Genomic DNA, 23,429 nt, shown 5'->3' with positions numbered 1-23,429 from the left:
ACTGGGAAGCGCGGGCCATCGAAACGGTGTCTCGGCATGGGCGCCGGCGCATCTTGTTGACCTCCTTGCTGGATACCAAGGCGTGGCCGGCCAAGGAGATCGCGGCGCAATACCAGGAACGCTGGCACATCGAGACCAGCTACCGCGAGCTGAAGCAGGACATGTTGGGGGACGAATTGACGTTACGCAGTGGCACTCCGGAGACCGTCCGACAGGAAGTTTGGGGAACGCTCTTGGCCTACAACCTGGTCCGACTGGAGATGGCTGAGATCGCGCGGGAAGTGGGGGTTGCGCCGACCGATCTTAGCTTTACGACAGCGCTGCATTATTTGCGCTATGAGTGGAGCTGGCTGGCGATCAGCAGCCCCGGCACCTTGCCGGCGCGCTTGCTGCGTCTGCGGGAACGCCTCGGGGAGTTGTTGCTACCGAAACAACGGCGGGGGCGTGAATGCCCCCGCGTGGTGAAAAAGCTGCCGTCCCGTTACCCAATCAAACAGGTTCGATCTGCTAAGTGAACGGCATTAGCCCTATCGGGCGGCTTTTTTGCGTTCGCGCGGGCTTACCAGCGCTGCGGAGCCTCGCCTTCGTGGTAGAGATGACCCCAGTGGCGAGGCAGATGGTTGTTGAGCCCCTTGCTCAGCAGGAACTGGTGAATGTCGAGGTCGGCCGAACGGAAGCTGGCTGCCGAGCCCTTCAGGTACAGCGTCCACATCCGGATAAAGCGCTCGCCGAACAGCGCACGTACCGCCTCGTGCTCGCCGTTGAAGCGCTCCAGCCAGTGTTCCAGCGTGCGCGCGTAGTGCAGGCGCAGGCTCTCGACGTGCAGCAGATGCAGGTCGTGACCGGCCAGCTGCGCAATGATCTCGGCCACTGCCGGGATCTGTCCGCCTGGAAAGATGTGCTTGTCGACCCAGGGATTGGGCGGGTCGCTGCTGAGCGAGGTGATCGAGTGCAGCAGCATCAGCCCGCCCGGTTCCAGGCTGTCGGCCGCGCGGTCGAAGAAGTCGGTGTAATGGGCGCTGCCGACATGCTCGAACATGCCGACGCTGACGATGCGGTCGAAGCGCTCGACCTCACCTTTGAGGTCCAGGTAGTCCATCAGACGGATTTCCACCCTGTCGGACAAGCCGCACTCGGCGATGCGGATGCGTGCCCCGGTAGCCTGTTCCTCGGACAGCGTCAGTCCGACCACCCGCGCGCCGCGCTCGGCGGCGGCGATCGCCAATTGTCCCCAGCCGCAGCCGATGTCCAAAAGCCGCATTCCCGGTTCGATGCCAAGCTTGTCCAAACACAGCGCGATCTTGTTGAGTTGAGCCTGTTCCAGGCTGTCGTCGGGGTGGCGGAAGAACGCGCACGAGTAGCACATCGTGTCGTCGAGCCACAGCCGGTAAAAGGCATTGCCCAAGTCGTAGTGGTGGGCGATGTTGTCTTTCTGGTGACGCTTGAGCTTGCCTAGCGTGCCGCCGACCCGCTGCAGCGTGCGGCTGACCGCGTCCGGGATCAGCCGCACCTTGTTGGCGTTGATCAGCCGGAACAGTGCGTTCCAGTCGCCATCGATGTCGTAGACGCCGTCGCTATAGCATTCGCCGAGGTAGACCAGCGGGTTTTCCAGATGTACCGGCGGTTCGCGGTGAAAGCGCAGCGTGAACGCCGAGTCGATTCCATCGCCATAACGGCGATCCTCGCCGTCCCAATAGTGGACCTGGAAGGTTTCCCCTTGTAACGAGCCAAACAAGGTATGCAATGCCGTCTTGAAGAGCATGGTCGACATCCTTTCTGACGTTACAACCCATGTTGATTATGGCTGCCGCAGCGCGACATCGCTCGGCAGTGCGCCCTAAAAATAGTAGACGAGTTGTTTTTCACGCAATTGACATGTTGGTGCGCCGAACCGTCCGGCGTCCCGCCGCGCGCCGTTTGCCGATATAATCGCCCAATGATTTGAATTTCCTGAATAACTGCCGGATTCGGACATGCACGAACACTATTCCCCGCGCGAGGTGGAAGCCGCCGCGCAAGCGCATTGGGCCAAGAACCAGGTCTTCAAGGCCGTCGAGGACGCCAGCCGGCCGAAGTACTACGCGCTGTCGATGTTCCCGTACCCGTCGGGCAAGCTGCACATGGGCCATGTGCGCAACTACACCATCACCGACGCGCTGGCGCGCTTCATGCGCTTCCAGGGCTACAACGTCCTGCAGCCGATGGGCTGGGACGCCTTCGGCCTTCCGGCCGAGAACGCCGCGATGAAGAGCGGCGGCGCACCGGCGGCGTGGACCTACGCCAACATCGAGTACATGAAGAGCCAGCTCGACAGCCTGGGCTTCGCGCTCGACTGGGACCGCGAGGTCGCCACCTGCAAGCCCGACTACTATCGCTGGGAACAGTGGCTGTTCACCCGTCTGTTCGAGAAGGGCATCATCTACAAGAAGCACGGTGTGGTGAACTGGGACCCGGTCGACCAGACCGTGCTCGCGAACGAGCAGGTGATCGACGGCCGCGGCTGGCGTTCCGGCGCGCTGGTCGAGAAGCGTGAAATCCCGATGTACTACTTCGCGATCACGAAGTACGCCGAAGAACTGCTCGACAGCCTCGATACGCTCGACGGCTGGCCGGAGCAGGTCAAGACGATGCAGCGCAACTGGATCGGCAAGAGCTACGGCGCCGAGATCGTGTTTCCGTACGATCAGGGCAGCATCCATCATGGCGGCGAGTTGAAGGTCTATACGACGCGTCCGGACACGCTGATGGGCGCGACCTATGTGGCCGTCGCTGCCGAGCACCCGCTCGCGACGCAGGCGGCCGAGGGCAACGCCGAGCTGCAGGCGTTCATCGCCGAGTGCAAGGCCGGCTCGGTCGCCGAGGCCGACATGGCGACGATGGAGAAGAAGGGCATGCCGACCGGCCTGTTCGTCGTCCATCCGCTCTCCGGCGAGAAGCTGCCGGTGTGGGTCGCCAACTACGTGCTGTGGGGCTACGGCGAGGGCGCGGTGATGGCGGTGCCGGGCCACGACGAGCGCGACTTCGCGTTCGCCAACAAGTACGGTCTGCCGATCCGTCAGGTGATCGGCAAGGCCGACGGCGACAACGACTTCGACCCGGTCGAGTGGAAGGAGTGGTACGGCGCGAAGGACGACAGCGTCAAGACCGTCAACAGCGGCAAGTACGACGGCCTCGGCTACGAGGCGGCGTTCGATGCGATCGTCGCCGATCTGGCGGCCAAGTCCCAGGGCGCCAAGAAGACCCAGTACCGCCTGCGCGACTGGGGCATCTCGCGCCAGCGCTACTGGGGCTGCCCGATCCCGATCATCCACTGCCCGGACTGCGGCGACGTGCCGGTGCCGGCAGCGCAGCTGCCAGTGGTGCTGCCGGAAAACGTGGTGCCGGACGGCGCAGGCAGCCCGCTCGCCAAGATGCCGGAATTCTACGAGACCAGCTGCCCGAAGTGCGGTGGCGCGGCGCGTCGCGAGACCGACACGATGGACACCTTCGTCGAGTCGAGCTGGTACTACGCCCGCTACGCCAGCCCGAACTGCGACACCGCAATGGTCGACAAGAAGGCGGCCGACTACTGGCTGCAGGTCGACCAGTACGTGGGCGGCATCGAGCACGCGATCCTGCACCTGTTGTATGCACGTTTCTTCCATAAGCTGATGCGCGACGAGGGCCTGGTGTCGTCGGACGAGCCGTTCAAGAGCCTGCTGACGCAGGGCATGGTGGTGTGCGAGACCTTCTACCGCGAGCTGCCGAACGGCGCGAAGGACTGGATCAACCCGGGCGACGTGCAGGTCGTGCGCGACGGCAAGGGCAAGATCCTGTCGGCGACGCACCGCGAAGATGGCCAGCCGGTCGAGATCGCCGGCGTGGAGAAGATGTCGAAGTCGAAGAACAACGGCGTCGATCCGCAGGCGTTTATCGAGAACTACGGCGCCGACACAGCACGCCTGTTCATGATGTTCGCGGCGCCGCCGGACCAGAGCCTGGAGTGGTCGGACGCCGGCGTTGAGGGCGCGTTCCGCTTCCTCAAGCGCCTGTGGAAGACCGTCGGCGAGCATGTGTCGGCCGGTGTGGTCGAGGCGTTCAGCGCCGGTGAGCTGTCGGCGGGCCTCAAGGAGCTGCGCTTCAAGCTGCACAGCACCATCCAGAAGGCCGCCGACGACTACGGTCGCCGTCAGCAGTTCAACACCGCGATCGCCGCGGTGATGGAGCTGCTGAACGCCTACGACAAGGCCGACAAGGGCGATGCCGCCGGCCGGGCGGTGGCGCAGGAAGTGCTCGAAGCGGTGGTGATCGTGCTCGCGCCTATCGTGCCGCACATCGCCGAGGCGCTGTGGAGCGAGCTGCGCCCGGGCACCCAGCTGCTCGACCAAGCGTGGCCGAAGGTCGACGAGAGTGCGCTGGTAAAGAGCGAACTCGAGCTGGTGATCCAGGTCAACGGTAAACTGCGCGGCAGCATCACCGTGCCGGCCGACGCCGGCAAGGATGCGATCGAGGCGGCGGCGATGGCCAACGAGAACGTGCAGAAGTTCATGGAAGGCAAGCCGGCGAAGAAGGTGATTGTGGTGCCGGGGCGCCTGATCAACATCGTCGTCTGAGTGCGGCGATGACTACGGGCCGGGCTTCCCGGCCCTTGGGGGCCTCTAAAAACCGTCGCGAGCGTTCCGCAGGCGAGGCGGACGGGGAGCAGAAACCGGAATGGACTCGATGTCCATGAGGGTTTCGAGCACTGTCCGGCGACGCATACGGAAGGCGCAGTAGGTTTTTAGAGGTTTTCTTTTGTTTCTTGGGGAATGCATGTCTACCAACGCATTGCGCCTGATCGGCGTACTGTTGCTGTCGCTGGTGCTGAGCGCCTGCGGCTTTCACCTGAAAGGGCTGGGCGCGAACAACCGGCCGCTGCCGTTTGCCAGCGTGTTCCTCGATGCGCAGGGCAACATCGCCGGGCCGTTGAGCCTGGCGCTCAAGCGCACGCCGAACCTGACCGTGACCAAGGATGCCAAGTCGGCCGAAGCGGTGATGACGGTCGTCGACCAGAACGCCAGCAAGGACATCCAGACGATCAACTCCGGCGGCAAGATCAACGAATACCTGCTGATCTACCGGGTGACCGCGCGGGTGACGCTGAAGGGCGAGCAGATTGGTCCGGACATGACCACCGTCGTGCGTCGCAGCATGAGCTACTCGGACAACGCGGTGCTCGGCAAGGGTCAGGAAGAGGCGCTGCTGTGGAACGACATGTACAACGACGCCGCAGACCAGCTGGTGCGCCGTCTGGCCTACCTGAAGCGTTCGCCCAAGCTGCCGCCGGCCGGTCCGCAGAGTATCGTTCCCGCCGATGCCATCACTCAGCCCTGAGGCATTGCCCGGCGCGCTCGAGCGTGAGCTCGCGCCGCTCTACCTGATCCATGGCGACGAGGCGTTGCTGGCGCTCGAGGCCGCCGACGCGATCCGCGCCGCCGCGCGCGCCGCAGGCTACCTGGAGCGCGAGGTGCTGACCGTCGAGGGCAGCTTCGACTGGTCGAGGCTGCGCGATGCGATGAGCAGCGTGTCGTTGTTCGCTAGCCTGAAGCTGTTGGAGATCCGCATCCCGAACGGCAAGCCCGGCACCGACGGCGGCGAGGCGCTGACGCGCCTAGCCGAGGCGCCGCCGGCCGACACGGTGACGCTGATCGTGCTGCCCAAGCTCGAGAAGGCGCAGCTGTCCGGCAAATGGTTCACCGCCTTGGCGGCCAAGGCGCAGGTGATCGAGGCCAAGCCGGTGACCCGTCAGGCGCTGCCGGCCTGGATTGCCGGTCGGATGAAGCGCCAGCGCCAGAGCCTGTCGAATGAGGCGCTGGCCTTTTTTGTCGACCGGGTGGAGGGCAATCTGCTTGCCGCCCGCCAGGAAGTCGACAAGCTGGCGCTGCTGTATCCTGCCGGCGAGCTGTCGCTCGACGAGGTGCGCGCCGCGGTCGCGAATGTGGCGCGTTTCGACGTGTTCGGCCTGTCCGAGGCGTGGTTGGCCGGCGACGCGCCCCGCCTCTCGCGTATGCTCGACGGGCTGGAGGCGGAAGGCGAGGCACCGGTGCTGGTGCTCTGGGCTTTGGCCGAAGATGTCCGCACCCTGCTTAAGCTGCGCCAGGGTCTGAAGGATGGCCGCCAGTTGCGTGATCTGGCGCGCGAGTTGCGGCTGTGGGGCGCGCGGCAGAACCTGGCCGAACCGGCGCTGCGTCGGGTCGGGCCGCGTCGATTGATGCAGGCGCTGAGCGATTGCGCGCTGGTCGACCGGCAGATCAAGGGGGCCGATCCCGGCGATGCATGGGCGACGCTGCGTCGGCTCGCAATGGAACTGGCCGCCTAGACGGGGTGGATGGTGGAACAATGGAAATGGCTCGCAGTGCGAGCCATTTTTTCATTGGAAACAGCAGCTTGTCAGGTTGGGAGGCCTGAACTAAAAACAGAGAATGCAACAGCTGCCTTCAACCCAGCTGAAAGAGCCTCCATGATGCCGCCGACCCCTGATCCACCAGCCGGCACGGCCGCGCTTGAGCAGTCCATCAACCGTGCCATCGATGCGTTACAACGGACGCCCGAGGCCGGAATCGTCCGTTGGGACGGGCAGGAATTGCGCGTCTATACCATCATCAGCCGCAAGGCCAACCAAATGCTGCAACAGCCGGACGCCTATCCGGGCGTGCTCGGGGTGTTCGACGAGCGCTGCAGTTATCAGGAATTGGCTGAGGCATTAAGCAAGCTGCTGCGCCAGCAGCGGTGAGCACAGCCTCGCCAGCGGGATGACATCCCGTTTTCAGTTTTTGAGCCGTGGTACAAAGTAGGGCCAGTTTCCGGCGTCACAGCGACTGGTCCGGTGCGATCGTTGCGCTGACTCGGCCGCCGCGGCGGTGGCCGACCGGATGGCCGACCGGCACGCCGGTGCGTTGATACACCGCCAATACCTTGGCGACGTAGTCGCGGGTTTCGGGAAATGGCGGTATGCTGTTTTGATATTGCTGCACCGCGCCTTCGCCGGCGTTGTACGCGGCCAGTACCAGTGGCAGTTCCTGATTGAACTGCGTCAGCAGGAACTTCAGATAGCGGCTGCCGGCGCGCAGATTGGCTTTGGGGTTGTCGAGCGCGGTGATGCCGAAGCGCTCGCCGGTGGCCGGCATCACCTGCATCAGGCCGACCGCGCCCTTGGGCGATACTGCGCCGGGCGTGTAGCCGGACTCGACGGTGATGATCGCGTGCAGGAGTTCCGGGTCGAGGTTGTATTCGCGGGCGGTCTGTTCGACGAGGCGGCGGTACTGAGCGGCGCGCGCGGCCGGGACGGCCGGCGTGCTGACCTGAGGCAGCCCCTTGCTCGGCAAGGTGGCTCCGATCTCCCCGGAACGGGTGAACAGCTGATAGCGCTTGTCGAGTTGGCGATCGGCCAGATGCACTTCGCCGTGCGGGTCGACGAAGCCCCAGACTTCGGCGTGAACGGCAGCCGGTAACAGTACGAGGGCAGTGGACAGGGCGGCGAAGAGTCGACGCATCAGGATCTCCGATGAGCAGAAGTTCGCTATCATATTGATTTTTATGGAGATGCGCCAGTTTTTTGCTTGGTGCGTCGTCGTTTTGGTGCAGTGCTAACTTAACGGGTGACACGATGGGACTTCTGGATCAATTGACCGGGATGCTGTCCGGTGGCGGCGGTGAAGGACAGGGCGGCGTGGCGGGGGCGGTCAGTAGCCTGCTGGAAAGCCAGGGTGGTGTGGCCGGCCTGGTCGAGAAATTTCAGCAGGGCGGCTTGGGCGACGTGGTTGCCTCGTGGGTGGGCACCGGCGAGAACCAGCCGGTGTCGGCCGACCAGATTCAGCAGGTGCTCGGTAGCGAGCAGGTCAATGCGCTGGCCAGCCAGCTCGGCCTCGACCCGCAGCAATTGTCGCAGGGCCTGTCCGAGTATCTGCCGCAGGTGATCGACAAGCTGACGCCGAACGGCCAGGTACCGGAGGGCGGCGGCGACCTGCTGTCGCAGGGGCTGGATCTGGTGAAGGGGCTGTTCCACAAGGGTTGAGTGACGAGAGCCGGCTCACAACGACAAAGGCTGCCATCGGCAGCCTTTGTCGTTTCCGCGCCAGGGGGAGTGCCTGCCCGGCTCAGTGCTGATGTGCCGGGCCCGGTGCCGTCAGCTTCAGCATCGCGGCCGGGGCCTTCAAGGCGTGCGGATCCTGACCGGCTGCCGGGACCTCGACCCAGCGGGTCTCGCCCTTGGCGCAGCGCTGCTCGACCTTGAAGTACAGGGTCTCACCCGGCGTGGCCGGCAGCCGGGCGCGGAACGCGAACTCGTCGTAGAACGCGTCCGGCAGGCTGCCGCCGCTCCAGCTTACCGCGCCGGTGTCCTCGCGGATCGTTTCGCCGTAGTAGTCGTACGGCTGGGCGAGCTTGTCCTTCTGCACCGTCAGCGCCCAGCCGGCCTTGGGCATCGGCTTGAGCTGCTGCACGCCGGCCGGCACGATCAGCCGGATACCGGTGGTCGGCGAGCCGTCGCAGCCGTGGCCGATGCGCAGCACGCCCTTGTAGGTGCTGCCGGCTTCGGCCGCTGGGGTTTCCAGCGTGATGTGGGCATGGGCGGTAGTGGCGGCCAGGGCGAGGGCGAACAGGGTGAGACGACGCATCGAGGATATCCTGAACAAGATGGTAATGATTCTTGTATGCAGGAGAGGTATTCTAGCGAGGCGTCGCCGCGACGCACTGCGGCCGATTGTCGCAGGGGGCAGTGGCCCGTCTATTCGCGGTGATAGGGGTGATTGTTGAGGATGGACACCGCCCGGTACAGCTGCTCGGCCAGCATCACCCGCACCATGCCGTGCGGCAGCGTCATCGCGGAGAGCTGCAGTAGCAGGTCAGCGCGCTGCTTCAGCTCGTCGGACAGGCCGTCGGCGCCGCCGATCACCAATGCCAGGTCCTGGCCGTCGGCCAACCAGTCCTTCAGCTCGGCGGCGAGCTTCATCGAGGTCAGCGCCTTGCCGCGCTCGTCGAGCACGATCAGCTTGGCGCGCGGTGGCAGTGCGGCGATCAGCCGGGCGTGCTCGGCGGCGATGCCTTTCTCGGCGGTGACGCCACCACCGCGCTTCTCGGGCTTGATCTCCTTCAGCTCCAGTGTGATATCGCGGCCGAAGCGTTTGGCGTAGTCGGCGAACGCCTCGTCGACCCAGCGCGGCATCTTGGTGCCGACGGCCAGTATGGTGATACGCATGCCTGTCTTTCGAATGCAAACAGGCCGGCTAGGCCGGCCTGTCGAGGGGGTTAAGCGGCGCTTACTGCGCGGCGTTCCACGGCTTGGCGTTGGTGTGGAACGATGGCTTCTCGCCGCCCCACAGCGCCTCGATGTCGTAGTAATCGCGCACCGCCGGCAGCATCACGTGCACCACCACGTCGCCGGCATCGACCAGCACCCATTCGCCGAATTCGAAGCCCTCGGCGCCGACGATGTCGGCACCGGCTTCCTTCAGTTTGGCCTCGACGCTGCGGCCGAGCGCCTTCACCTGGCGGTTGGAGTCGCCGGTGGCGATGATCATGCGCTGGAACAGCGAGGTCAGGTTACCGGTGGACAGCTCGACGATGTCCTTGCCCTTCACGTCTTCGAGGGCTTCGATGGCCAGTTTGGTGATTACGTTTACGTCTTCCATAGGTCTTCCAGAGTCGGTGGTTGCCGCCGCGTCGGCACCCGTGGGCCCGGTCAGCGGTACAGTCCGTGACGGGCGATATAGGCGAGCACGGCGTCGGGGACCTGCCCGTCGGCCGGGCCGCCAGCCTGCAGGCGGGTGCGGATCGCGGTGGCGGAAACGTCCACCGGCGGCAAAGTCAAGGCGCGGATTGTACCCGAGGCGGCTTGATTTGGAAAATCAGACACTTGCCGTGCCTGCCAGTGCTGAGCCACCGCCGGCGGCAGCGCGTCGGCCGAAAAGCCCGGCCGCAGTGCGACCGCCAGGTTGGCGAGCTTGAATAGCTCTTCCCAGCGCTGCCAGCGATCGAGGGTGGCGAGCGAGTCGCCGCCGATCAACAGCCATAGCGGCACGGTACTGCCTAGCTCGGCACGCAGCTCTTCGAGCGTCTCGACCGTGTAGGCGGGCCTGTCTCGCCGTACCTCGCGGTCGTCGGCAACCAGGCGCGGTTCGCCGGCGATCGCCGCTTCGACCATCGCCAGCCGGTGCGCGGCGTCTGCGCCCGGCTGTTCGCTGCGGTGGTAGGGATTGCCCGCCGGGATCAGCCGGACTTCGGCGAGGTCCAGCTCGTCGCGCAGCGCGCGCGCCAGGCGCAGATGCGCCGTGTGGATGGGGTCGAAGGTGCCGCCGAACAGGCCGATGCCTCGACTCATGCTCAGGCGACGGGGGCCGCGGCCACAGCCACAGCCGCCTGGCGGCCGTCGACGATCAGCTCGAGCTGGCCGGTGGTGGGATGGATCACCAGACCGTGGATCGGGATGTCCTTCGGGATCAGCGGGTGGGAGCGGATCACGCTGACGGTGTGGCGCACGCTGTCCTCGACCTTGTCGAAGCCCTTCAGCCAGTGTTCCAGGTCGATGCCGGCGGCGCGCAGCGTCTCGATCGTCTCGTGGCGGACACCGCGGGCCTCGGCCGACGCGAGGATGCGCGCCGGGTCGATCGCGTTCATGCCGCAGTCGCGGTGCGCGACCACGCAGATTTCCTGGGCGCCGAGCTCGTAGACGGCCACCACCAGGCTGCGCATCACCGATCCCCACTGGTGGGTCACCAGCGCGCCGGCATTCTTGATCAGTTTGGCATCGCCGTTCTTCAGGCCCATCGCCTTGGGCAGCAGCTCGACCAGACGGGCGTCCATGCAGGCGAGCACCGCCAGGTTCTTGCCCGGGAATTTGTCAGTCTCGAATTGCTCGTACTCGCGGTTATCCACGAAGGTACGGTTGTGCTCGAGCATTTCGGTCAACACGCCCATCATTAACTTCTCCACAGTCATTTAGATGCAAAACTCTAGTCGGCGCGCATCGTATCACAGGCGCTAACGCTTACTTACCAGCGCGAGTGGTGATCCTCGGTGACGCCTGTCAATCGGTCGATCGTGTGGGCGGCGCCGCTGGCCGGGTCGGTCAGCCGGCCGCTGAAGGTGCCGATCGGCTGCACATAGCGACTGGCGGCGATCACCAGGTCGCGGTCCTCGCGCCGCGCGCCCTCCGGCTGGAACACGAGCTCGACCAGCCCGTCGTAGCTTGCGATACGCCATGGCGAGAGCGGGTCGGCCGCATCATAGTCGAAGCGGGCGTCACCGACCCGGATCACCCGGCCGTTCAACCAGATCGCGTTCTCCGCACTCCCCATATAGCCCGCCTGCAGGTTGAAGCCCAGCTCGCGATTGTGTGCGCTGGCCCAGCGCCAGCTGGTGTCGCGGGCCAAGAGGCCGTTGCTGGCATCGAGGCTCGCTACCGCGTCGTCGAGTGAGTAACGTCGGTCGGCGGTCTCGGCGAAGCCGGTCACCGCGAGGCCGCCGCTCTTGTGGGTGGAGTGCGCCAGCCAGTTGGCCGGGGCGATTGCCGCCATCACCGGCGGGGCATCGGACAGGTCGATGTGTGCAACGAGCTTCAGCTCACGGCAGTTGATCGTCAACTCCAGTCGCTCGGCGGCACGGCGGAACGCCAGCCGCTCACGGCCGGTACGGAAGGCCGCATCGCCGAACGGGCGGTCCTCGACGTGGGTCGACAGGCCAGGCAGGCCGTTGGCAGAAAAGCTCGCGACTACCCGGCCCTGTTCGCGGTCGAACAGGTAGGCGAAGGCAGTGCTGGTCCAGCCGAGATCGACGATAGCGACGCCGACGAAGAATGCCTCGTGTGCCAACGCGGCGTACTGCCAACGCTTGTGGTGCAGCTTGCGCGTCAGCCGTTTCAGCGGTGGGGTTTTCAGGTCGGACCAGGACAGCGTTTCGACCACGCCCTGGTACATGCCGAAGGCCGGCATACCACGCTTGTGGACGAGTTGGCGAGGCGCCGGCGGCAGCACCGAAGAATCCATTCGCGTCAGGCGCTGCGGGGAAGGAGCGACGCCTAAGTGGTTGAACATGCAGGCCAGTCTACATGAGATTCAGCGGGATTTTCAGATAACACACGCCGTTGGCGTCTGGAGGCGGCAGCTCGCCGGCACGGATATTCACCTGTAGAGCGGGCCACAGCAGCGCCGGAGTATGGAGCGTGGCATCGCGGGCGCGGCGCAGCGCGACGAAACCGGCCTCGTCGACACGCTCGTTCAGGTGAAGGTTGGCCGACCGCTGCTCGGCGACCGTCACGACCGGACAAGGGGCGCGCTCCGGCGGCGGGTAGTCGTGGCAGAGGAAGAGGCGGGTGTCGTCCGGCAGCGCCAGCAGCCGCTGCGCCGAGCGGTACAGGGTGGCGGCGTCGCCGCCGGGAAAGTCGCAGCGTGCGCTGCCGAGATCGGGCATGAACAGGGTGTCGCCGACGAACACCGCGTCGCCGACCCGGTAGCCGACGTCGGCCGTGGTATGGCCGGGCAGCGCGATGACCTCGACGTCGAGCGTGCCGATGCGAAAGCGCTCGCCATCCTCGAACAGCACGTCGAACGACTGCTCGGCCAGCGCCGCCTCCATGGCGAACACCCGGCCGAAATGGCGCTGCACCTCGGTGATCCGTGCGCCGATGCCGGTGCGCCCGCCCGCGTGACGCTTCAGGTAGGCGGCGGCCGACAGGTGGTCGGCGTGCGCGTGGGTCTCGAGGATCCAGGCTAGCGTCAAGCGCTGCTCGGCCAGCGTGGCGAGCAGCCGGTCGGCGCCGGTGGCGGCGGTGCGGCCGCTCGCGGCATCGTAGCCCAGCACCGGGTCGACGATGGCGGCGTGGCCGCCGGGGTGATCGTAGATCAGGTGGCTGTAGCTGCCGGTGGCCGGATCGTAGAAGGACAGGATCGCTGCGTTCGTCATGGCGTACCCCAGGGTGATCCATTGAAACATAGTATATAAAAAAATATAATGTTTAAGCATTTACTGTTTCTGTCCCGGATGTCTCTGACGTAGTCGGAGAGGGTGACGAAGGAAGGACACGATGGAACTGGAGTTGTTGCGTCGCCACGCCGACGAGGCGGCGGCGCTGTTGAAGAGCCTCGGCAATGCCGACCGGCTGTTGTTGCTGTGCCAGCTGGTCGAGGTGGAACGGACCGTGTCCGAGCTCGAGGAACTGACCGGCATCCGCCAGCCTTCGCTGTCTCAGCAGCTGGGGGTGCTGCGCAACGAGGGACTGGTGGCTACGCGTCGTGACGGCAAGTGGATCTATTACCGGATTGCGAGCGACGAGGCGCTGGCGCTGCTCGCGACCCTGCACGCCTTGTTCTGCGCGGCGCCTGCGGCGGAAGGGGCCTGAGATGGCGATCGCCTGGGACGCATTTACGCCGGTACAGGCGCTGTTCGAATGGCTCGAGCGGAGGCGTGCGTGAGTCGCTGGCTGCCGGCCTGGCTGGCCGGCTACCGACGCGACTGGCTGGGAGGGGACGTGTCGGCGGCGCTGGTGGTGACGCTGCTATTGATCCCGCAGGGCCTCGCGTACGCGCTGCTGGCCGGCCTGCCGGCGCAGACCGGCCTCTACGCCAGCGTGGTGCCACTGTTCATCTATGCGCTGGTCGGCAAGAGCCATGCGCAGTCGGTCGGGCCGATGGCGGTGACCTCGCTGTTGACCGCCGCGACGTTGGCGCGGCTGGCGTTGCTGTCCGGCGCGATGCTGGTGCTGCTCGGCGCGCTGCGTTTCGGCTTTCTCGCCGATTTTTTGTCCGCCCCGGTGCTGGCGGGGTTTGCCAGTGCGTCGGCGCTGTTGATCGTGCTGTCGCAGCTGGTGCCACTCGCCGGCGGGCATGGCGGCGGTTCGACGCTGACGACGCTGCTACCGGCGCTGTGGCGTGCGTTCGCATCGGCCCGGCCGGTCGCGCTGGCGTTCGGGCTCGCGACGCTGGCCTGGCTGTGGCTGGCGCGGCGCTACTTGGCGGGCGCTCTGATCCGCTGCGGCGTTGCGGCCAGCCTGGCCCGTCTGGCGGCGAAGGCCGCGCCGGTGTTCGCGGTGCTCGGCGCCATGCTGGCGGTGCCTGTGCTGCATCTGACGCATGATCTGCCGCTGGTCGGCGCGGTGCCGGCCGGCCTGCCGCAGCCGCACTGGCCGGCGCTGGCGGCGCGGCTGCCCGAGCTGGTGTTGCCGGCGTTCTTCATCGCGTTGGTCAACTATGTGCAGAGCCTGTCGGTGGTGCAGTGGCTGGCGGCGCAGCGCGGCGAGCCGGTGGATCCGGACCGCGAGCTGTTGGCGCTGGGGCTGTGTAACGTCGGCGCCGGGCTGTTCACCGGTCTGCCGGTCACCGGCGGGTTGTCGCGTTCGGTGATCAATGCCGAGGCCGGCGCGCAGACGCAACTGGCGTCGCTGATCACCGCGGGGCTGATGCTGGTGGTGATGGTGTGGGCCAGTGCCGCATTGGCCTGGCTGCCGTTGTCAGTGCTGGCGGCGACCATCGTGATTGCGGTCGGCAGCATGGTCGACTTCGCGGCGCTCAGGCGCGCGTGGCGGGTGGACCGTGCCGACGCGGCCGGCTTCATTGCGACCTTCGTTGCGGTGCTGCTGCTCGGCGTCGACACCGGCATCGTCGCCGGCGTGCTGTTGTCGCTCGGCAGCTGGCTCGCCCGCGCCGGCCGACCGCATATCGCCGAACTGGGCCGGCTGCCCGGCAGCGAGCATTTTCGCAATGTGCGGCGCTACAGCGTCGAGATGCGGCCCCAGGTGGTGGTAGTGCGCGTCGACGAGAGCCTGTTCTTCGCCAACGCGCGGCGGGTCGAGGAGGCGCTGTGGGCTCGCCTGGCCGAACGGCCGCACGCGCGCCGGCTGGTGCTGGTGATGAGCGCGGTGAACCGGGTCGACGCGACCGCGCTGGCGATGCTGGAGAGGCTCGATACGGCGCTGGCGGCGCATGGCGTCGAGCTGTCGCTCGCCGAGGTGAAGGGGCCGGTGCTGGCGGTGCTGGAGCGCGGCGGGTTGGCTGCGCGTTTTGCCGGACGGCTGCACCTGACCACGCTGAAGGCATGGCGTGCCGGCCACGTCGAGGCGGGCGACTACGTGATCTAGACGGGGGGCGTGCGGAATCTCTGCAACTTCGCGGCGGCGGCCTTATGATAGGACTCATGCGCCCATTCCTGCCTGCAGCCCTGATCGCCACCTTGCTGGCGATCGCCATCCCTCCCGTCCACGCTGACTTGCCGGACCTCGGCGACGTATCGGCGGCATCGATGTCCGGCGCCGACGAGGTGCAGATCGGCCGCGACGCGTTTCGCGCGATGCGCGAGTCCGAGCTGGTGATCGACGATGTCGAGGTAAGCGCCTATCTGAACCAGATCGGTCACAAGCTGTCGGCCGACGCGCAGATGCCGGGCATGCAGTTCACCTATTTCGCCGTTGACGACAATGGCATCAACGCGTTCGCGATGCCGGGCGGCTATATCGGCGTCAACCGGGGCCTGGTGCTGGCGACGCAGAGCGAGGCCGAGCTCGCGTCGGTACTCGGCCACGAGACCGCACACGTCACCCAGCACCATATGGCGCGGATGAAGGCGGCCAGCGCGCCGAACCAGCTGTTGGTGCTGGCGGCGATCGCCGCCGCCGCCCTGGCGGCCGGCACCGGCAACGGCAACGCCTCGTTCGGCGCGATCAACGCCGGCATTGGCCTGTCGCTATCCAACCAGTTGTCGTACAGCCGCGATTTCGAGCGCGAGGCCGACCGGGTTGGCATGCAATACCTCGCCGACGCCGGCTTCGATGCGCGCGCGATGCCGGCATTCTTCGAACGGCTGCAGAGCGCCAACCGCTACAACGACAACAACGCGCTGGCCTTCCTGCGCACCCACCCGGTGACCATCGAGCGGATCAGCGAGGGCCAGGACCGCGCCGCCAATTACCCGGTGAAGATGCGCGCCGACAGCACCGACTACGTGCTGGTGCGCGAGAAGCTGCGTACCGAGCAGTTGCCGCCCGACGAGGCGATCCGCCACTACCAGATCTCGCTCGCCAACCGACAGTTCCTCAACGAGGGCGCACAGTACTACGGGCTCGCCCGCGCCAAGCTCGCCGCGCACGACGTAACCGGCGCGCGCGCTGCGATTCGCCAGGCGCAGAAGCTGCTGCCGGACAATGCCATGCTGGTGTCGCTCGACGCCGAGATCGCTCGTACCGCCGGCGATACCGCCGGCGCGCTGGCACGCTACCGGCAGGGCCTCGCCAATTACCCGAGCGCCCGCACGCTGATCTATGGCGAACTCGACACGCTGATCGCTGCCGGGCAGCGCAGCGTGGCGCTGACGCGGGTGAAGGAGCAGCAGCAGCGTTGGCCGAACGACCCCGAGCTGTACCGGCGCGAAGCCCGCCTGTACGCCGACCGTGACCCCTTGCGTTACCACGCCGCGCTCGGCAACGCGTTCTATTTCGAAGACCGTGATACCGCCGCGCTCGAACAATATCAGCTCGCCGCAGCGGCGCCCGGCGACGATTTCTACCTGCGTTCCTCGCTCGAGGCGCGCCAGCGCGAGCTTGCCGCGCGCATCAAGGCCGACGGCAAGAAGGCACGCTGACCCTCCCCGATCCGCCCGTCCGGCGGACTATTTCAAAGCGAACGTTTAAGCGCGAAAGTGAAAGCTTGCGTTGAACGCGCCGGCGCGTTATTTTGCAGCCTGTAAGGCCCGTCCGGCGGACTTTTTCTCGAGATGGAAATATTTTCCGATTTTTCGAGATTTCTGCCGGGCTCTCGCAAAAATACAACATATTGCGGCGCAGCATCGATGTGAAAACACCGTTTTTCGAGTGTTTGCCCTAGCGGGCTATTCCATAGTGAAACTTTGTCGTTTTACACTCGACGCGCTGTGCGTAGTTTTTCAAAAACGAAAATAATTTTTGCGAAATTGTTCGCTTATAAACCCGGCGATGCTGCTGCCCAGCGATACGAGTGGCAATAACAATGATGGAACCGGTCGATCACCGGTCTTCGTCGCCTCCAAAGTTAAGGATGAGAGATGGCTGCAACCTTTCCTAGCGATATCGATCCGTTAGAAACCCGCGACTGGCTGGATTCCCTGGCCGCCGTTCTGGAATCCGATGGCCCGGAACGCGCCCACTACCTGCTCGAACAACTGGTCGACCGCGCCCGCAAAGGCGGCGCCGACGTCGATCTGGGTTCCACCACCGAATACATCAACACCGTGTCGGCCGACCGTCAGGCGCCGCTGGCCGGTGACCCGAAAGTCGAAGAGCGCCTGAAGAACCTGGTGCGCTGGAACGCGCTGGCCACCGTGGTACGCGCCAACAAGGGCAACGACAAGGGCCTGGGCGGTCACATCGCCTCGTTCCAGTCGGCCTCGACGCTGTACGAAATCGGCTTCAACCACTTCTGGCACGCACCGACCGCCGAGCACGGCGGTGACCTGGTGTACGTGCAGGGCCACTCCGCTCCTGGCATCTACGCCCGCGCCTTCCTGGAAGGCCGCCTCTCCGAAGACCAGATGGTCAACTTCCGTCAGGAAGTGGACGGTCACGGCCTGTCGTCCTACCCGCACCCGTGGCTGATGAAGGACTTCTGGCAGTTCCCGACCGTGTCGATGGGTCTGGGCCCGCTGATGGCGATCTACCAGGCGCGCTTCATGAAGTACCTGGAAGACCGCGGCCTGGCGAAGACCAAGGGCCGCAAGGTATGGGTATTCTGCGGTGACGGCGAAATGGACGAGCCGGAATCGCTGGGCGCGATCGGTGTCGCCGCCCGTGAAGGCCTCGATAACCTGGTGTTCGTGATCAACTGCAACCTGCAGCGTCTGGACGGCCCGGTACGCGGCAACGGCAAGATCATTCAGGAACTGGAAGGCGAGTTCAAAGGCGCCGGCTGGAACGTCGTGAAGGTGGTGTGGGGCGCCAAGTGGGACGCGCTGCTCGCCAAGGACAAGACCGGTCTCCTGAAGAAGCGCATGATGGAATGCGTGGACGGCGACTATCAGACCTTCAAGTCCAAAGACGGCGCCTACGTGCGCAAGGAATTCTTCGGCAAGTACCCGGAACTGCTCGAACTCGTGGCCGACATGACCGACGACGAGATCTGGGCGCTGAACCGTGGCGGCCAGGACGCGAGCAAGGTGTACGCGGCCTATCACGCAGCCAGCTTCAACAACGGCGGCAAGCCGACCGTGATTCTCGCCAAGACCGTGAAGGGTGAAGGCATGGGCGCGTCGGGCGAGGCACAGAACACCTCGCACCAGCAGAAGAAGATGGACGTGCAGGACATCAAGCACTTCCGTGACCGCTTCAAGATCCCGCTGACCGACGAGCAACTGGAGTCGGTGCCGTTCTACAAGCCGGCCGACGACAGCCCGGAAATGCAGTATCTGCACGCCCGCCGCAAGGCGCTGGGCGGCTACCTGCCGCAGCGTACCCCGGTGACCACCCCGCTGGCGATCCCGGAACTGTCCGCCTTCGACGCATTGCTGAAGGACTCGGGCGATCGCGAGTTCTCCACCACCATGGCCTTCGTGCGCATGCTCGGCACCCTGGTGAAGGACAAGCAGATCGGCAAGCAGATCGTGCCGATCGTGCCGGACGAGTCGCGTACCTTCGGTATGGAAGGCATGTTCCGCCAGCTCGGCATCTGGTCGCACGTCGGTCAGAACTACGTGCCGCAGGACCACGACCAGCTGATGTTCTACAAGGAGTCGGTCGACGGCCAGATCCTGCAGGAAGGCATCAACGAGCCGGGCGCGATGAGCTCCTGGATCGCCGCGGCGACCTCGTATGCCAACCACGGCATCGCGATGATCCCGTTCTACATCTACTACTCGATGTTCGGCTTCCAGCGTATCGGCGACCTCGCCTGGGCTGCCGGTGACCTGCGCGCCCGCGGCTTCCTGCTCGGCGGTACCGCCGGCCGCACCACGCTGAACGGCGAGGGTCTGCAGCACGAAGACGGCCACAGCCACATCCAGGCCGGCCTGATCCCGAACTGCATCTCCTACGACCCGACCTTCGCCTACGAAGTGGCGGTGATCGTGCAGGACGGCCTGAAGCGCATGTACGGCGAGCAGCAGGAAGACGTGTTCTACTACCTGACGGTGATGAACGAGAACTACGCCCACCCGGCCATCCCGGCTGGCGCGGAAGACGGCATCCTGAAGGGTCTGTACAAGCTCAAGTCGGTGGGGGACGGCAAGCTGCGCGTCAACCTGATGGGCTCGGGCACGATCTTCAACGAAGTGATCGCCGCGGCCGACCTGCTGGCCAACGACTTCGGCATCGCGTCCGACATCTACAGTGCGACCTCGTTCAACCTGCTGCGTCGCGATGGGATGGAAGCCACCCGTTGGAACCTGCTGCACCCGACCGAAGCGGCCAAGAAGCCGTACGTCACCGAGGTGCTGGAAGGTTCGACCGGCCCGACCATCGCCGCGACCGACTACATCCGCAACTACGCCGATCAGGTGCGCGAATACGTGCCAGGCCGCTACGTGGTACTGGGCACCGACGGCTTCGGCCGCTCGGACTCGCGTGAGAAGCTGCGCGAGTTCTTCGAGGTGAACCGTTACTACGTCGCCGTGGCTGCGCTGAAGGCGCTGGCCGACGACGGCAAGATCGAAGCGGCCAAGGTGGCCGAGGCGATCGCCAAGTACGGCCTGAACGCCGACAAGCAGCCGTCCTGGAAGGTCTAAGTAGCAGGTGAGCGCGGGGCACAGATTGCCCCGCGCGGTCGTGACACGATGCATGTGGCGGCGCCCCCGACCGGGGTGCGCCGCCCGATAAAGAGAACGCAGACATGAGCAATCTCATCGAATTGAAAGTGCCCGATATCGGCGGGCACGCGAACGTGGACGTGATCGAGGTCTTCGTCAAGGCCGGCGAAGCGATCTCGCTGGAAGACTCGCTGATCACGCTGGAAACCGACAAGGCCACCATGGAAGTGCCGGCCGAAGTCGCCGGCATGGTCAAGGAACTGCTGGTCAAGGTCGGCGACAAGGTGTCCGAAGGCACCGTGATCGCGCTGGTGGAAGCCGCCGGCGCCGCCGCTGCTGCCCCGGCCGTTGAAGCGCCGAAGGCCGAAGCCGTACCGGCCGCCGCGCCGGCCCCGGTGGCTGCTGCTGCCCCGGCCGCGACCGGCCGCATCGACATCGTGGTGCCGGACATCGGCGGCCACAGCGGTGTGGACGTGATCGAGGTGTCGGTGAAGGTCGGCGACGAGATCAAGGTCGACGACTCGCTGATCACGCTGGAAACCGACAAGGCCACCATGGAAGTGCCGGCGACCGCCGCCGGTCGCGTGGTCGAAGTGAAGACCAAGGTGGGCGACAAGATCAGCCAGGGCGACCTGATCGTCGTGGTCGAAGGCGTTGCCGCAGCGGGTGCCGCTGCGCCGGCTCCGGCTGCCGCACCTGTTGCCGCCCCGGCTGCTGCCGAAGCGCCGAAGGCTGCCGCTCCGGCCGCTCCGGCCCCGGTCGCCGCCAGCGTCGCGGCGCCGGCCGGTGGCGTGGTGCTCGGCCAGTTCGACGAGGCCGGCTTCGCCAAGGCGCATGCCGGCCCGTCGGTGCGCCACCTGGCGCGCGAACTGGGCGTGGACATCTCCAAGATCAAGGGTACCGGCCGCAAGGGCCGCATCACCGAGGCCGACCTGAAGGCCTTCGTGAAGGGCGTGTTCTCCGGCGCGACCCCGGTGGCCGGCCCGTCGGTGGCCGCTGCCGGTGGTGGCACGGGCCTGGACCTGTTGCCGTGGCCGAAGGTCGACTTCGCCAAGTTCGGCCCGGTCGAGACCAAGCCGCTCTCCCGCATCCAGAAGCTGTCTGGTGCCAACCTGCACCGCAACTGGGTGGTGATCCCGCACGTTACGTTCAACGACGAGTGCGACATCACCGAGCTGGAAGCGTTCCGCAAGGACATCGGCAAGGAATGGGAAAAGTCGGGCCTGAAGATTTCGCCGCTGGCGTTCATCATCAAGGCCGCCGCCGAGGCGCTGAAGGCGTTCCCGACCTTCAACTCCTCGCTGGACGGTGACAACCTGGTGCTCAAGCAGTACTACCACATCGGCTTCGCCGCCGACACGCCGAACGGCCTGGTGGTACCGGTGATCAAGGACGTGGACCAGAAGGGCCTGAAGCAGATCGCCCAGGAACTGACCACGCTGTCCGGCCTGGCTCGCGAAGGCAAGCTCAAGCCGACCGACATGCAGGGCGCGACCTTCACCATCTCCAGCCTGGGTGGCATCGGTGGCTCCAGCTTCACCCCGATCATCAATGCGCCGGAAGTGGCGATCCTCGGCGTGTGCAAGTCGCAGATCAAGCCGGTATGGAACGGCAAGGAATTCGCGCCGCGCCTGATGTGCCCGCTGTCGCTGTCCTTCGACCACCGCGTGATCGACGGTGCCGCCGCTGCCAAGTTCACCGTGTATCTGGGCAAGCTGCTGACCGACATCCGCCGACTGGTGCTGTAAGTCCGACGTTGGCCGAAACGGCCTGACCGACGACCGGGGAGTGCGCGATGCGCTCCCCGCACCTTATCCCGCGCAAGGAAGATTATGAGCAACACCATCGAACTCAAGGTTCCGGACATCGGCGGCCACAGCGGCGTCGACGTGATCGAAGTCTTCGTCAAGGTCGGCGACACCGTGGCCGTGGAAGAATCGCTGATCACGCTGGAAACCGACAAAGCCACCATGGAAGTGCCGGCCAGTGCCGCCGGCAAGATCGTCGAACTGAAGGTTGCCGTCGGCGCGAAAGTGTCCGAAGGCGACGTGATCGCCATCGTCGAAGCGGCAGGTGCTGCCGCCGAGGTGCCCAAGGCCGCCGCTCCGGCCCCGGCTGCAGCGCCGGCCGCTCCGGCTGAAGCGCCGAAGGCTGCCAGCCATGCCGGCGGCGCCGACATCGAATGCGACGTGCTGGTGCTGGGCGCAGGCCCTGGCGGCTACTCCGCCGCGTTCCGTTCGGCCGACCTGGGCCTGAAGACCGTGATCGTCGAGCGCTACGCCACCCTGGGCGGCGTGTGCCTGAACGTGGGCTGCATTCCGTCGAAGGCGCTGCTGCACAACGCGGCGGTGATCGATGAGGTCGCGCATCTCGAAGCCAACGGCATCAAGTTCGGCAAGCCGGAAATCGATATCGACCAGCTTCGCGGTTACAAGGAAAAAGTGATCGGCAAGCTGACCGGCGGCCTCGCCGGCATGGCGAAGGCCCGCAAGGTGGAAACCGTGCGCGGCGTCGGCACCTTCCTTGACCCGAACCACCTGGAAGTGCAGCTGACCTCCGGCGATGGCAAGGACCTGACCGGCGAGAAGAAGGTTGTGCGCTTCGGCCAGGCGATCATCGCTGCGGGCTCGCGCGTGGTGAAGCTGCCGTTCATCCCGGAAGATCCGCGCATCGTCGACTCGACCGGCGCGCTGGAGCTGAAGTTCGTGCCGAAGAAGATGCTGGTGATTGGCGGCGGCATCATTGGCCTTGAAATGGGCACGGTGTACTCGACGCTGGGCGCGCGTCTGGACGTGGTCGAGATGATGGACGGCCTGATGCAGGGCCCGGACCGCGACCTCGTCAAGGTGTGGCAGAAGATGAACGAGCACCGCTTCGACAACATCATGCTCAACACCAAGACCACCGCGGTCGAGGCGAAGGAAGACGGCATCTACGTCACCTTCGAGGGCGAGAAGGCGCCGAGGGAACCGCAACGCTACGACCTGGTGCTGGTGGCTGCCGGCCGCGCGCCGAACGGCAAGCTGATCGGCGCCGAGAACGCCGGCGTGGTGGTGACCGACCGCGGCTTCATCCCGGTCGACAAGCAAATGCGCACCAACGTGCCGCACATCTTCGCGATCGGTGACCTGGTCGGCCAGCCGATGCTGGCGCACAAGGCGGTGCATGAGGCCCACGTGGCGGCCGAGAACGCTGCTGATCACAAGGCCTACTTCGACGCGCGCGTGATCCCGGGCGTGGCCTACACCGATCCGGAAGTGGCTTGGGTCGGCATGACCGAAGAGCAGGCCAAGAAGGACGGCGTCAAGATCGAAAAGTCGGTGTTCCCGTGGGCCGCTTCCGGCCGCGCGATCGCCAACGGTCGCGACGAGGGCTTCACCAAGCTGATCTTCGACGCCGAGACCCACCAGATCATCGGTGGCGGCATCGTCGGCACCCACGCCGGCGACATGATCGGCGAGATCTGCCTGGCGATCGAGATGGGCTGCGATGCACACGACATCGGCAAGACCATCCACCCGCACCCGACGCTGGGCGAATCGATCGGTATGGCTGCCGAAGTGTTCAACGGTTCGTGCACCGACCTGCCGCCGCAGCGCAAGAAATAAGCTTTGCCATTGGGAGGGCGTGACCGTCCTCCTTCTCACCTTGACCGGCGACCCCTTGGGGTCGCCGTCTTTTTTTGCTCGGCGAAGACGCTGCGCGGATAATCGGCGGTT

Annotated in this window: 21 protein-coding genes; 12 read left to right on the top strand and 9 right to left on the bottom strand. The window is 65.6% G+C overall.

What is annotated here, in order from left to right; all coding sequences use genetic code 11:
* Positions 1–515 (top strand): transposase (locus QU481_RS07565; protein ID WP_289829323.1); only part of this gene is annotated, 515 nt, incomplete at its 5' end.
* A 44-nt stretch (positions 516–559) separates the two neighbouring features.
* On the opposite strand, the gene QU481_RS07560 is transcribed toward QU481_RS07565, so the two are convergent.
* On the bottom strand, positions 560–1,762 hold the full coding sequence (locus QU481_RS07560; protein WP_289829322.1) for an SAM-dependent methyltransferase: 1,203 nt from the start codon (positions 1,760–1,762) through the stop codon (positions 560–562).
* A gap of 211 nt (positions 1,763–1,973) precedes the next feature.
* Here QU481_RS07560 and leuS point away from each other — a divergent pair, with 211 nt between their 5' ends.
* The 4 genes from leuS (at position 1,974) to QU481_RS07540 (ending at position 6,751) form a co-directional block, all read left to right on the top strand.
* Complete coding sequence (gene leuS / locus QU481_RS07555) at positions 1,974–4,592, top strand: leucine--tRNA ligase (RefSeq protein ID WP_289829321.1); 2,619 nt, start codon at positions 1,974–1,976, stop codon at positions 4,590–4,592.
* A gap of 199 nt (positions 4,593–4,791) precedes the next feature.
* Positions 4,792–5,352 (top strand): LPS-assembly lipoprotein LptE, encoded by a 561-nt coding sequence (locus QU481_RS07550; RefSeq protein ID WP_289829320.1) that lies wholly within the window; start codon positions 4,792–4,794, stop codon positions 5,350–5,352.
* A complete protein-coding gene (holA, locus tag QU481_RS07545) occupies positions 5,333–6,337 on the top strand; it encodes a DNA polymerase III subunit delta (RefSeq protein ID WP_289829319.1) in 1,005 nt (334 codons plus the stop codon). The genes QU481_RS07550 and holA overlap by 20 nt, the downstream gene beginning before the upstream one ends.
* Positions 6,338–6,478: 141 nt before the next feature.
* Complete coding sequence (locus tag QU481_RS07540; protein ID WP_289829318.1) at positions 6,479–6,751, top strand: hypothetical protein; 273 nt, start codon at positions 6,479–6,481, stop codon at positions 6,749–6,751.
* A gap of 76 nt (positions 6,752–6,827) precedes the next feature.
* On the opposite strand, the gene QU481_RS07535 is transcribed toward QU481_RS07540, so the two are convergent.
* Positions 6,828–7,511 carry a lytic transglycosylase domain-containing protein gene (locus QU481_RS07535; RefSeq protein ID WP_289829317.1) on the bottom strand — a complete coding sequence of 228 codons (684 nt, stop codon included), beginning with the start codon at positions 7,509–7,511 and terminating at the stop codon, positions 6,828–6,830.
* 113 nt (positions 7,512–7,624) lie between these two features.
* Here QU481_RS07535 and QU481_RS07530 point away from each other — a divergent pair, with 113 nt between their 5' ends.
* Positions 7,625–8,032, top strand: coding sequence for a YidB family protein (locus QU481_RS07530; RefSeq protein ID WP_289829316.1), 408 nt, complete (start codon positions 7,625–7,627; stop codon positions 8,030–8,032).
* Positions 8,033–8,114: 82 nt separating this feature from the next.
* On the opposite strand, the gene QU481_RS07525 is transcribed toward QU481_RS07530, so the two are convergent.
* The 7 genes from QU481_RS07525 to QU481_RS07495 form a co-directional block, all read right to left on the bottom strand.
* Positions 8,115–8,633, bottom strand: coding sequence for a YcnI family protein (locus QU481_RS07525; protein ID WP_289829315.1), 519 nt, complete (start codon positions 8,631–8,633; stop codon positions 8,115–8,117).
* Between the two features lie 110 nt (positions 8,634–8,743).
* Positions 8,744–9,214 (bottom strand): 23S rRNA (pseudouridine(1915)-N(3))-methyltransferase RlmH, encoded by a 471-nt coding sequence (rlmH, locus tag QU481_RS07520; protein ID WP_289829314.1) that lies wholly within the window; start codon positions 9,212–9,214, stop codon positions 8,744–8,746.
* 61 nt (positions 9,215–9,275) lie between these two features.
* Complete coding sequence (rsfS, locus tag QU481_RS07515; RefSeq protein ID WP_289829313.1) at positions 9,276–9,647, bottom strand: ribosome silencing factor; 372 nt, start codon at positions 9,645–9,647, stop codon at positions 9,276–9,278.
* A 50-nt stretch (positions 9,648–9,697) separates the two neighbouring features.
* Positions 9,698–10,336 (bottom strand): nicotinate-nucleotide adenylyltransferase, encoded by a 639-nt coding sequence (gene nadD, locus QU481_RS07510; protein WP_289829312.1) that lies wholly within the window; start codon positions 10,334–10,336, stop codon positions 9,698–9,700.
* Between the two features lie 2 nt (positions 10,337–10,338).
* Complete coding sequence (locus tag QU481_RS07505) at positions 10,339–10,932, bottom strand: beta-class carbonic anhydrase (protein ID WP_289829329.1); 594 nt, start codon at positions 10,930–10,932, stop codon at positions 10,339–10,341.
* A 74-nt stretch (positions 10,933–11,006) separates the two neighbouring features.
* Positions 11,007–12,047, bottom strand: coding sequence for a DUF2804 domain-containing protein (locus QU481_RS07500; protein WP_289829311.1), 1,041 nt, complete (start codon positions 12,045–12,047; stop codon positions 11,007–11,009).
* A 10-nt stretch (positions 12,048–12,057) separates the two neighbouring features.
* A complete protein-coding gene (locus tag QU481_RS07495; RefSeq protein WP_289829310.1) occupies positions 12,058–12,915 on the bottom strand; it encodes an MBL fold metallo-hydrolase in 858 nt (285 codons plus the stop codon).
* A gap of 121 nt (positions 12,916–13,036) precedes the next feature.
* Here QU481_RS07495 and QU481_RS07490 point away from each other — a divergent pair, with 121 nt between their 5' ends.
* The 6 genes from QU481_RS07490 to lpdA all read left to right on the top strand — a co-directional run bounded on the left by QU481_RS07490 (position 13,037) and on the right by lpdA (position 23,318).
* The gene (locus tag QU481_RS07490; RefSeq protein WP_289829309.1) at positions 13,037–13,351 is read left to right on the top strand and encodes an ArsR/SmtB family transcription factor; all 315 of its coding nucleotides are present in this window, start codon (positions 13,037–13,039) and stop codon (positions 13,349–13,351) included.
* 69 nt (positions 13,352–13,420) lie between these two features.
* A complete protein-coding gene (locus tag QU481_RS07485) occupies positions 13,421–15,085 on the top strand; it encodes a SulP family inorganic anion transporter (RefSeq protein ID WP_289829308.1) in 1,665 nt (554 codons plus the stop codon).
* Positions 15,086–15,141: 56 nt separating this feature from the next.
* The gene (locus tag QU481_RS07480; protein ID WP_289829307.1) at positions 15,142–16,581 is read left to right on the top strand and encodes a M48 family metalloprotease; all 1,440 of its coding nucleotides are present in this window, start codon (positions 15,142–15,144) and stop codon (positions 16,579–16,581) included.
* A gap of 438 nt (positions 16,582–17,019) precedes the next feature.
* On the top strand, positions 17,020–19,689 hold the full coding sequence (aceE, locus tag QU481_RS07475; protein WP_289829306.1) for a pyruvate dehydrogenase (acetyl-transferring), homodimeric type: 2,670 nt from the start codon (positions 17,020–17,022) through the stop codon (positions 19,687–19,689).
* Positions 19,690–19,793: 104 nt separating this feature from the next.
* Positions 19,794–21,458 (top strand): dihydrolipoyllysine-residue acetyltransferase, encoded by a 1,665-nt coding sequence (gene aceF, locus QU481_RS07470; protein WP_289829305.1) that lies wholly within the window; start codon positions 19,794–19,796, stop codon positions 21,456–21,458.
* 84 nt (positions 21,459–21,542) lie between these two features.
* A complete protein-coding gene (gene lpdA, locus QU481_RS07465; protein WP_289829304.1) occupies positions 21,543–23,318 on the top strand; it encodes a dihydrolipoyl dehydrogenase in 1,776 nt (591 codons plus the stop codon).
* The last annotated feature ends 111 nt before the right edge of the window (positions 23,319–23,429 follow it).

This window comes from Crenobacter oryzisoli (assembly GCF_030385785.1).
Taxonomy (GTDB): Bacteria; Pseudomonadota; Gammaproteobacteria; order Burkholderiales; family Chromobacteriaceae; genus Crenobacter_A; species Crenobacter_A oryzisoli.
This window is presented reverse-complemented; position numbering and strand designations above follow the sequence as displayed.

Coding starts and splice junctions, on each gene's coding strand:
- QU481_RS07560 (WP_289829322.1), bottom strand. CDS start 1,762: ATGCTCTTCAAGACGGCATTGCATACCTTGTTTGGCTCGTTACAAGGG.
- leuS (WP_289829321.1), top strand. CDS start 1,974: ATGCACGAACACTATTCCCCGCGCGAGGTGGAAGCCGCCGCGCAAGCG.
- QU481_RS07550 (WP_289829320.1), top strand. CDS start 4,792: ATGTCTACCAACGCATTGCGCCTGATCGGCGTACTGTTGCTGTCGCTG.
- holA (WP_289829319.1), top strand. CDS start 5,333: ATGCCATCACTCAGCCCTGAGGCATTGCCCGGCGCGCTCGAGCGTGAG.
- QU481_RS07540 (WP_289829318.1), top strand. CDS start 6,479: ATGATGCCGCCGACCCCTGATCCACCAGCCGGCACGGCCGCGCTTGAG.
- QU481_RS07535 (WP_289829317.1), bottom strand. CDS start 7,511: ATGCGTCGACTCTTCGCCGCCCTGTCCACTGCCCTCGTACTGTTACCG.
- QU481_RS07530 (WP_289829316.1), top strand. CDS start 7,625: ATGGGACTTCTGGATCAATTGACCGGGATGCTGTCCGGTGGCGGCGGT.
- QU481_RS07525 (WP_289829315.1), bottom strand. CDS start 8,633: ATGCGTCGTCTCACCCTGTTCGCCCTCGCCCTGGCCGCCACTACCGCC.
- rlmH (WP_289829314.1), bottom strand. CDS start 9,214: ATGCGTATCACCATACTGGCCGTCGGCACCAAGATGCCGCGCTGGGTC.
- rsfS (WP_289829313.1), bottom strand. CDS start 9,647: ATGGAAGACGTAAACGTAATCACCAAACTGGCCATCGAAGCCCTCGAA.
- nadD (WP_289829312.1), bottom strand. CDS start 10,336: ATGAGTCGAGGCATCGGCCTGTTCGGCGGCACCTTCGACCCCATCCAC.
- QU481_RS07505 (WP_289829329.1), bottom strand. CDS start 10,932: ATGGGCGTGTTGACCGAAATGCTCGAGCACAACCGTACCTTCGTGGAT.
- QU481_RS07500 (WP_289829311.1), bottom strand. CDS start 12,047: ATGTTCAACCACTTAGGCGTCGCTCCTTCCCCGCAGCGCCTGACGCGA.
- QU481_RS07495 (WP_289829310.1), bottom strand. CDS start 12,915: ATGACGAACGCAGCGATCCTGTCCTTCTACGATCCGGCCACCGGCAGC.
- QU481_RS07490 (WP_289829309.1), top strand. CDS start 13,037: ATGGAACTGGAGTTGTTGCGTCGCCACGCCGACGAGGCGGCGGCGCTG.
- QU481_RS07480 (WP_289829307.1), top strand. CDS start 15,142: ATGCGCCCATTCCTGCCTGCAGCCCTGATCGCCACCTTGCTGGCGATC.
- aceE (WP_289829306.1), top strand. CDS start 17,020: ATGGCTGCAACCTTTCCTAGCGATATCGATCCGTTAGAAACCCGCGAC.
- aceF (WP_289829305.1), top strand. CDS start 19,794: ATGAGCAATCTCATCGAATTGAAAGTGCCCGATATCGGCGGGCACGCG.
- lpdA (WP_289829304.1), top strand. CDS start 21,543: ATGAGCAACACCATCGAACTCAAGGTTCCGGACATCGGCGGCCACAGC.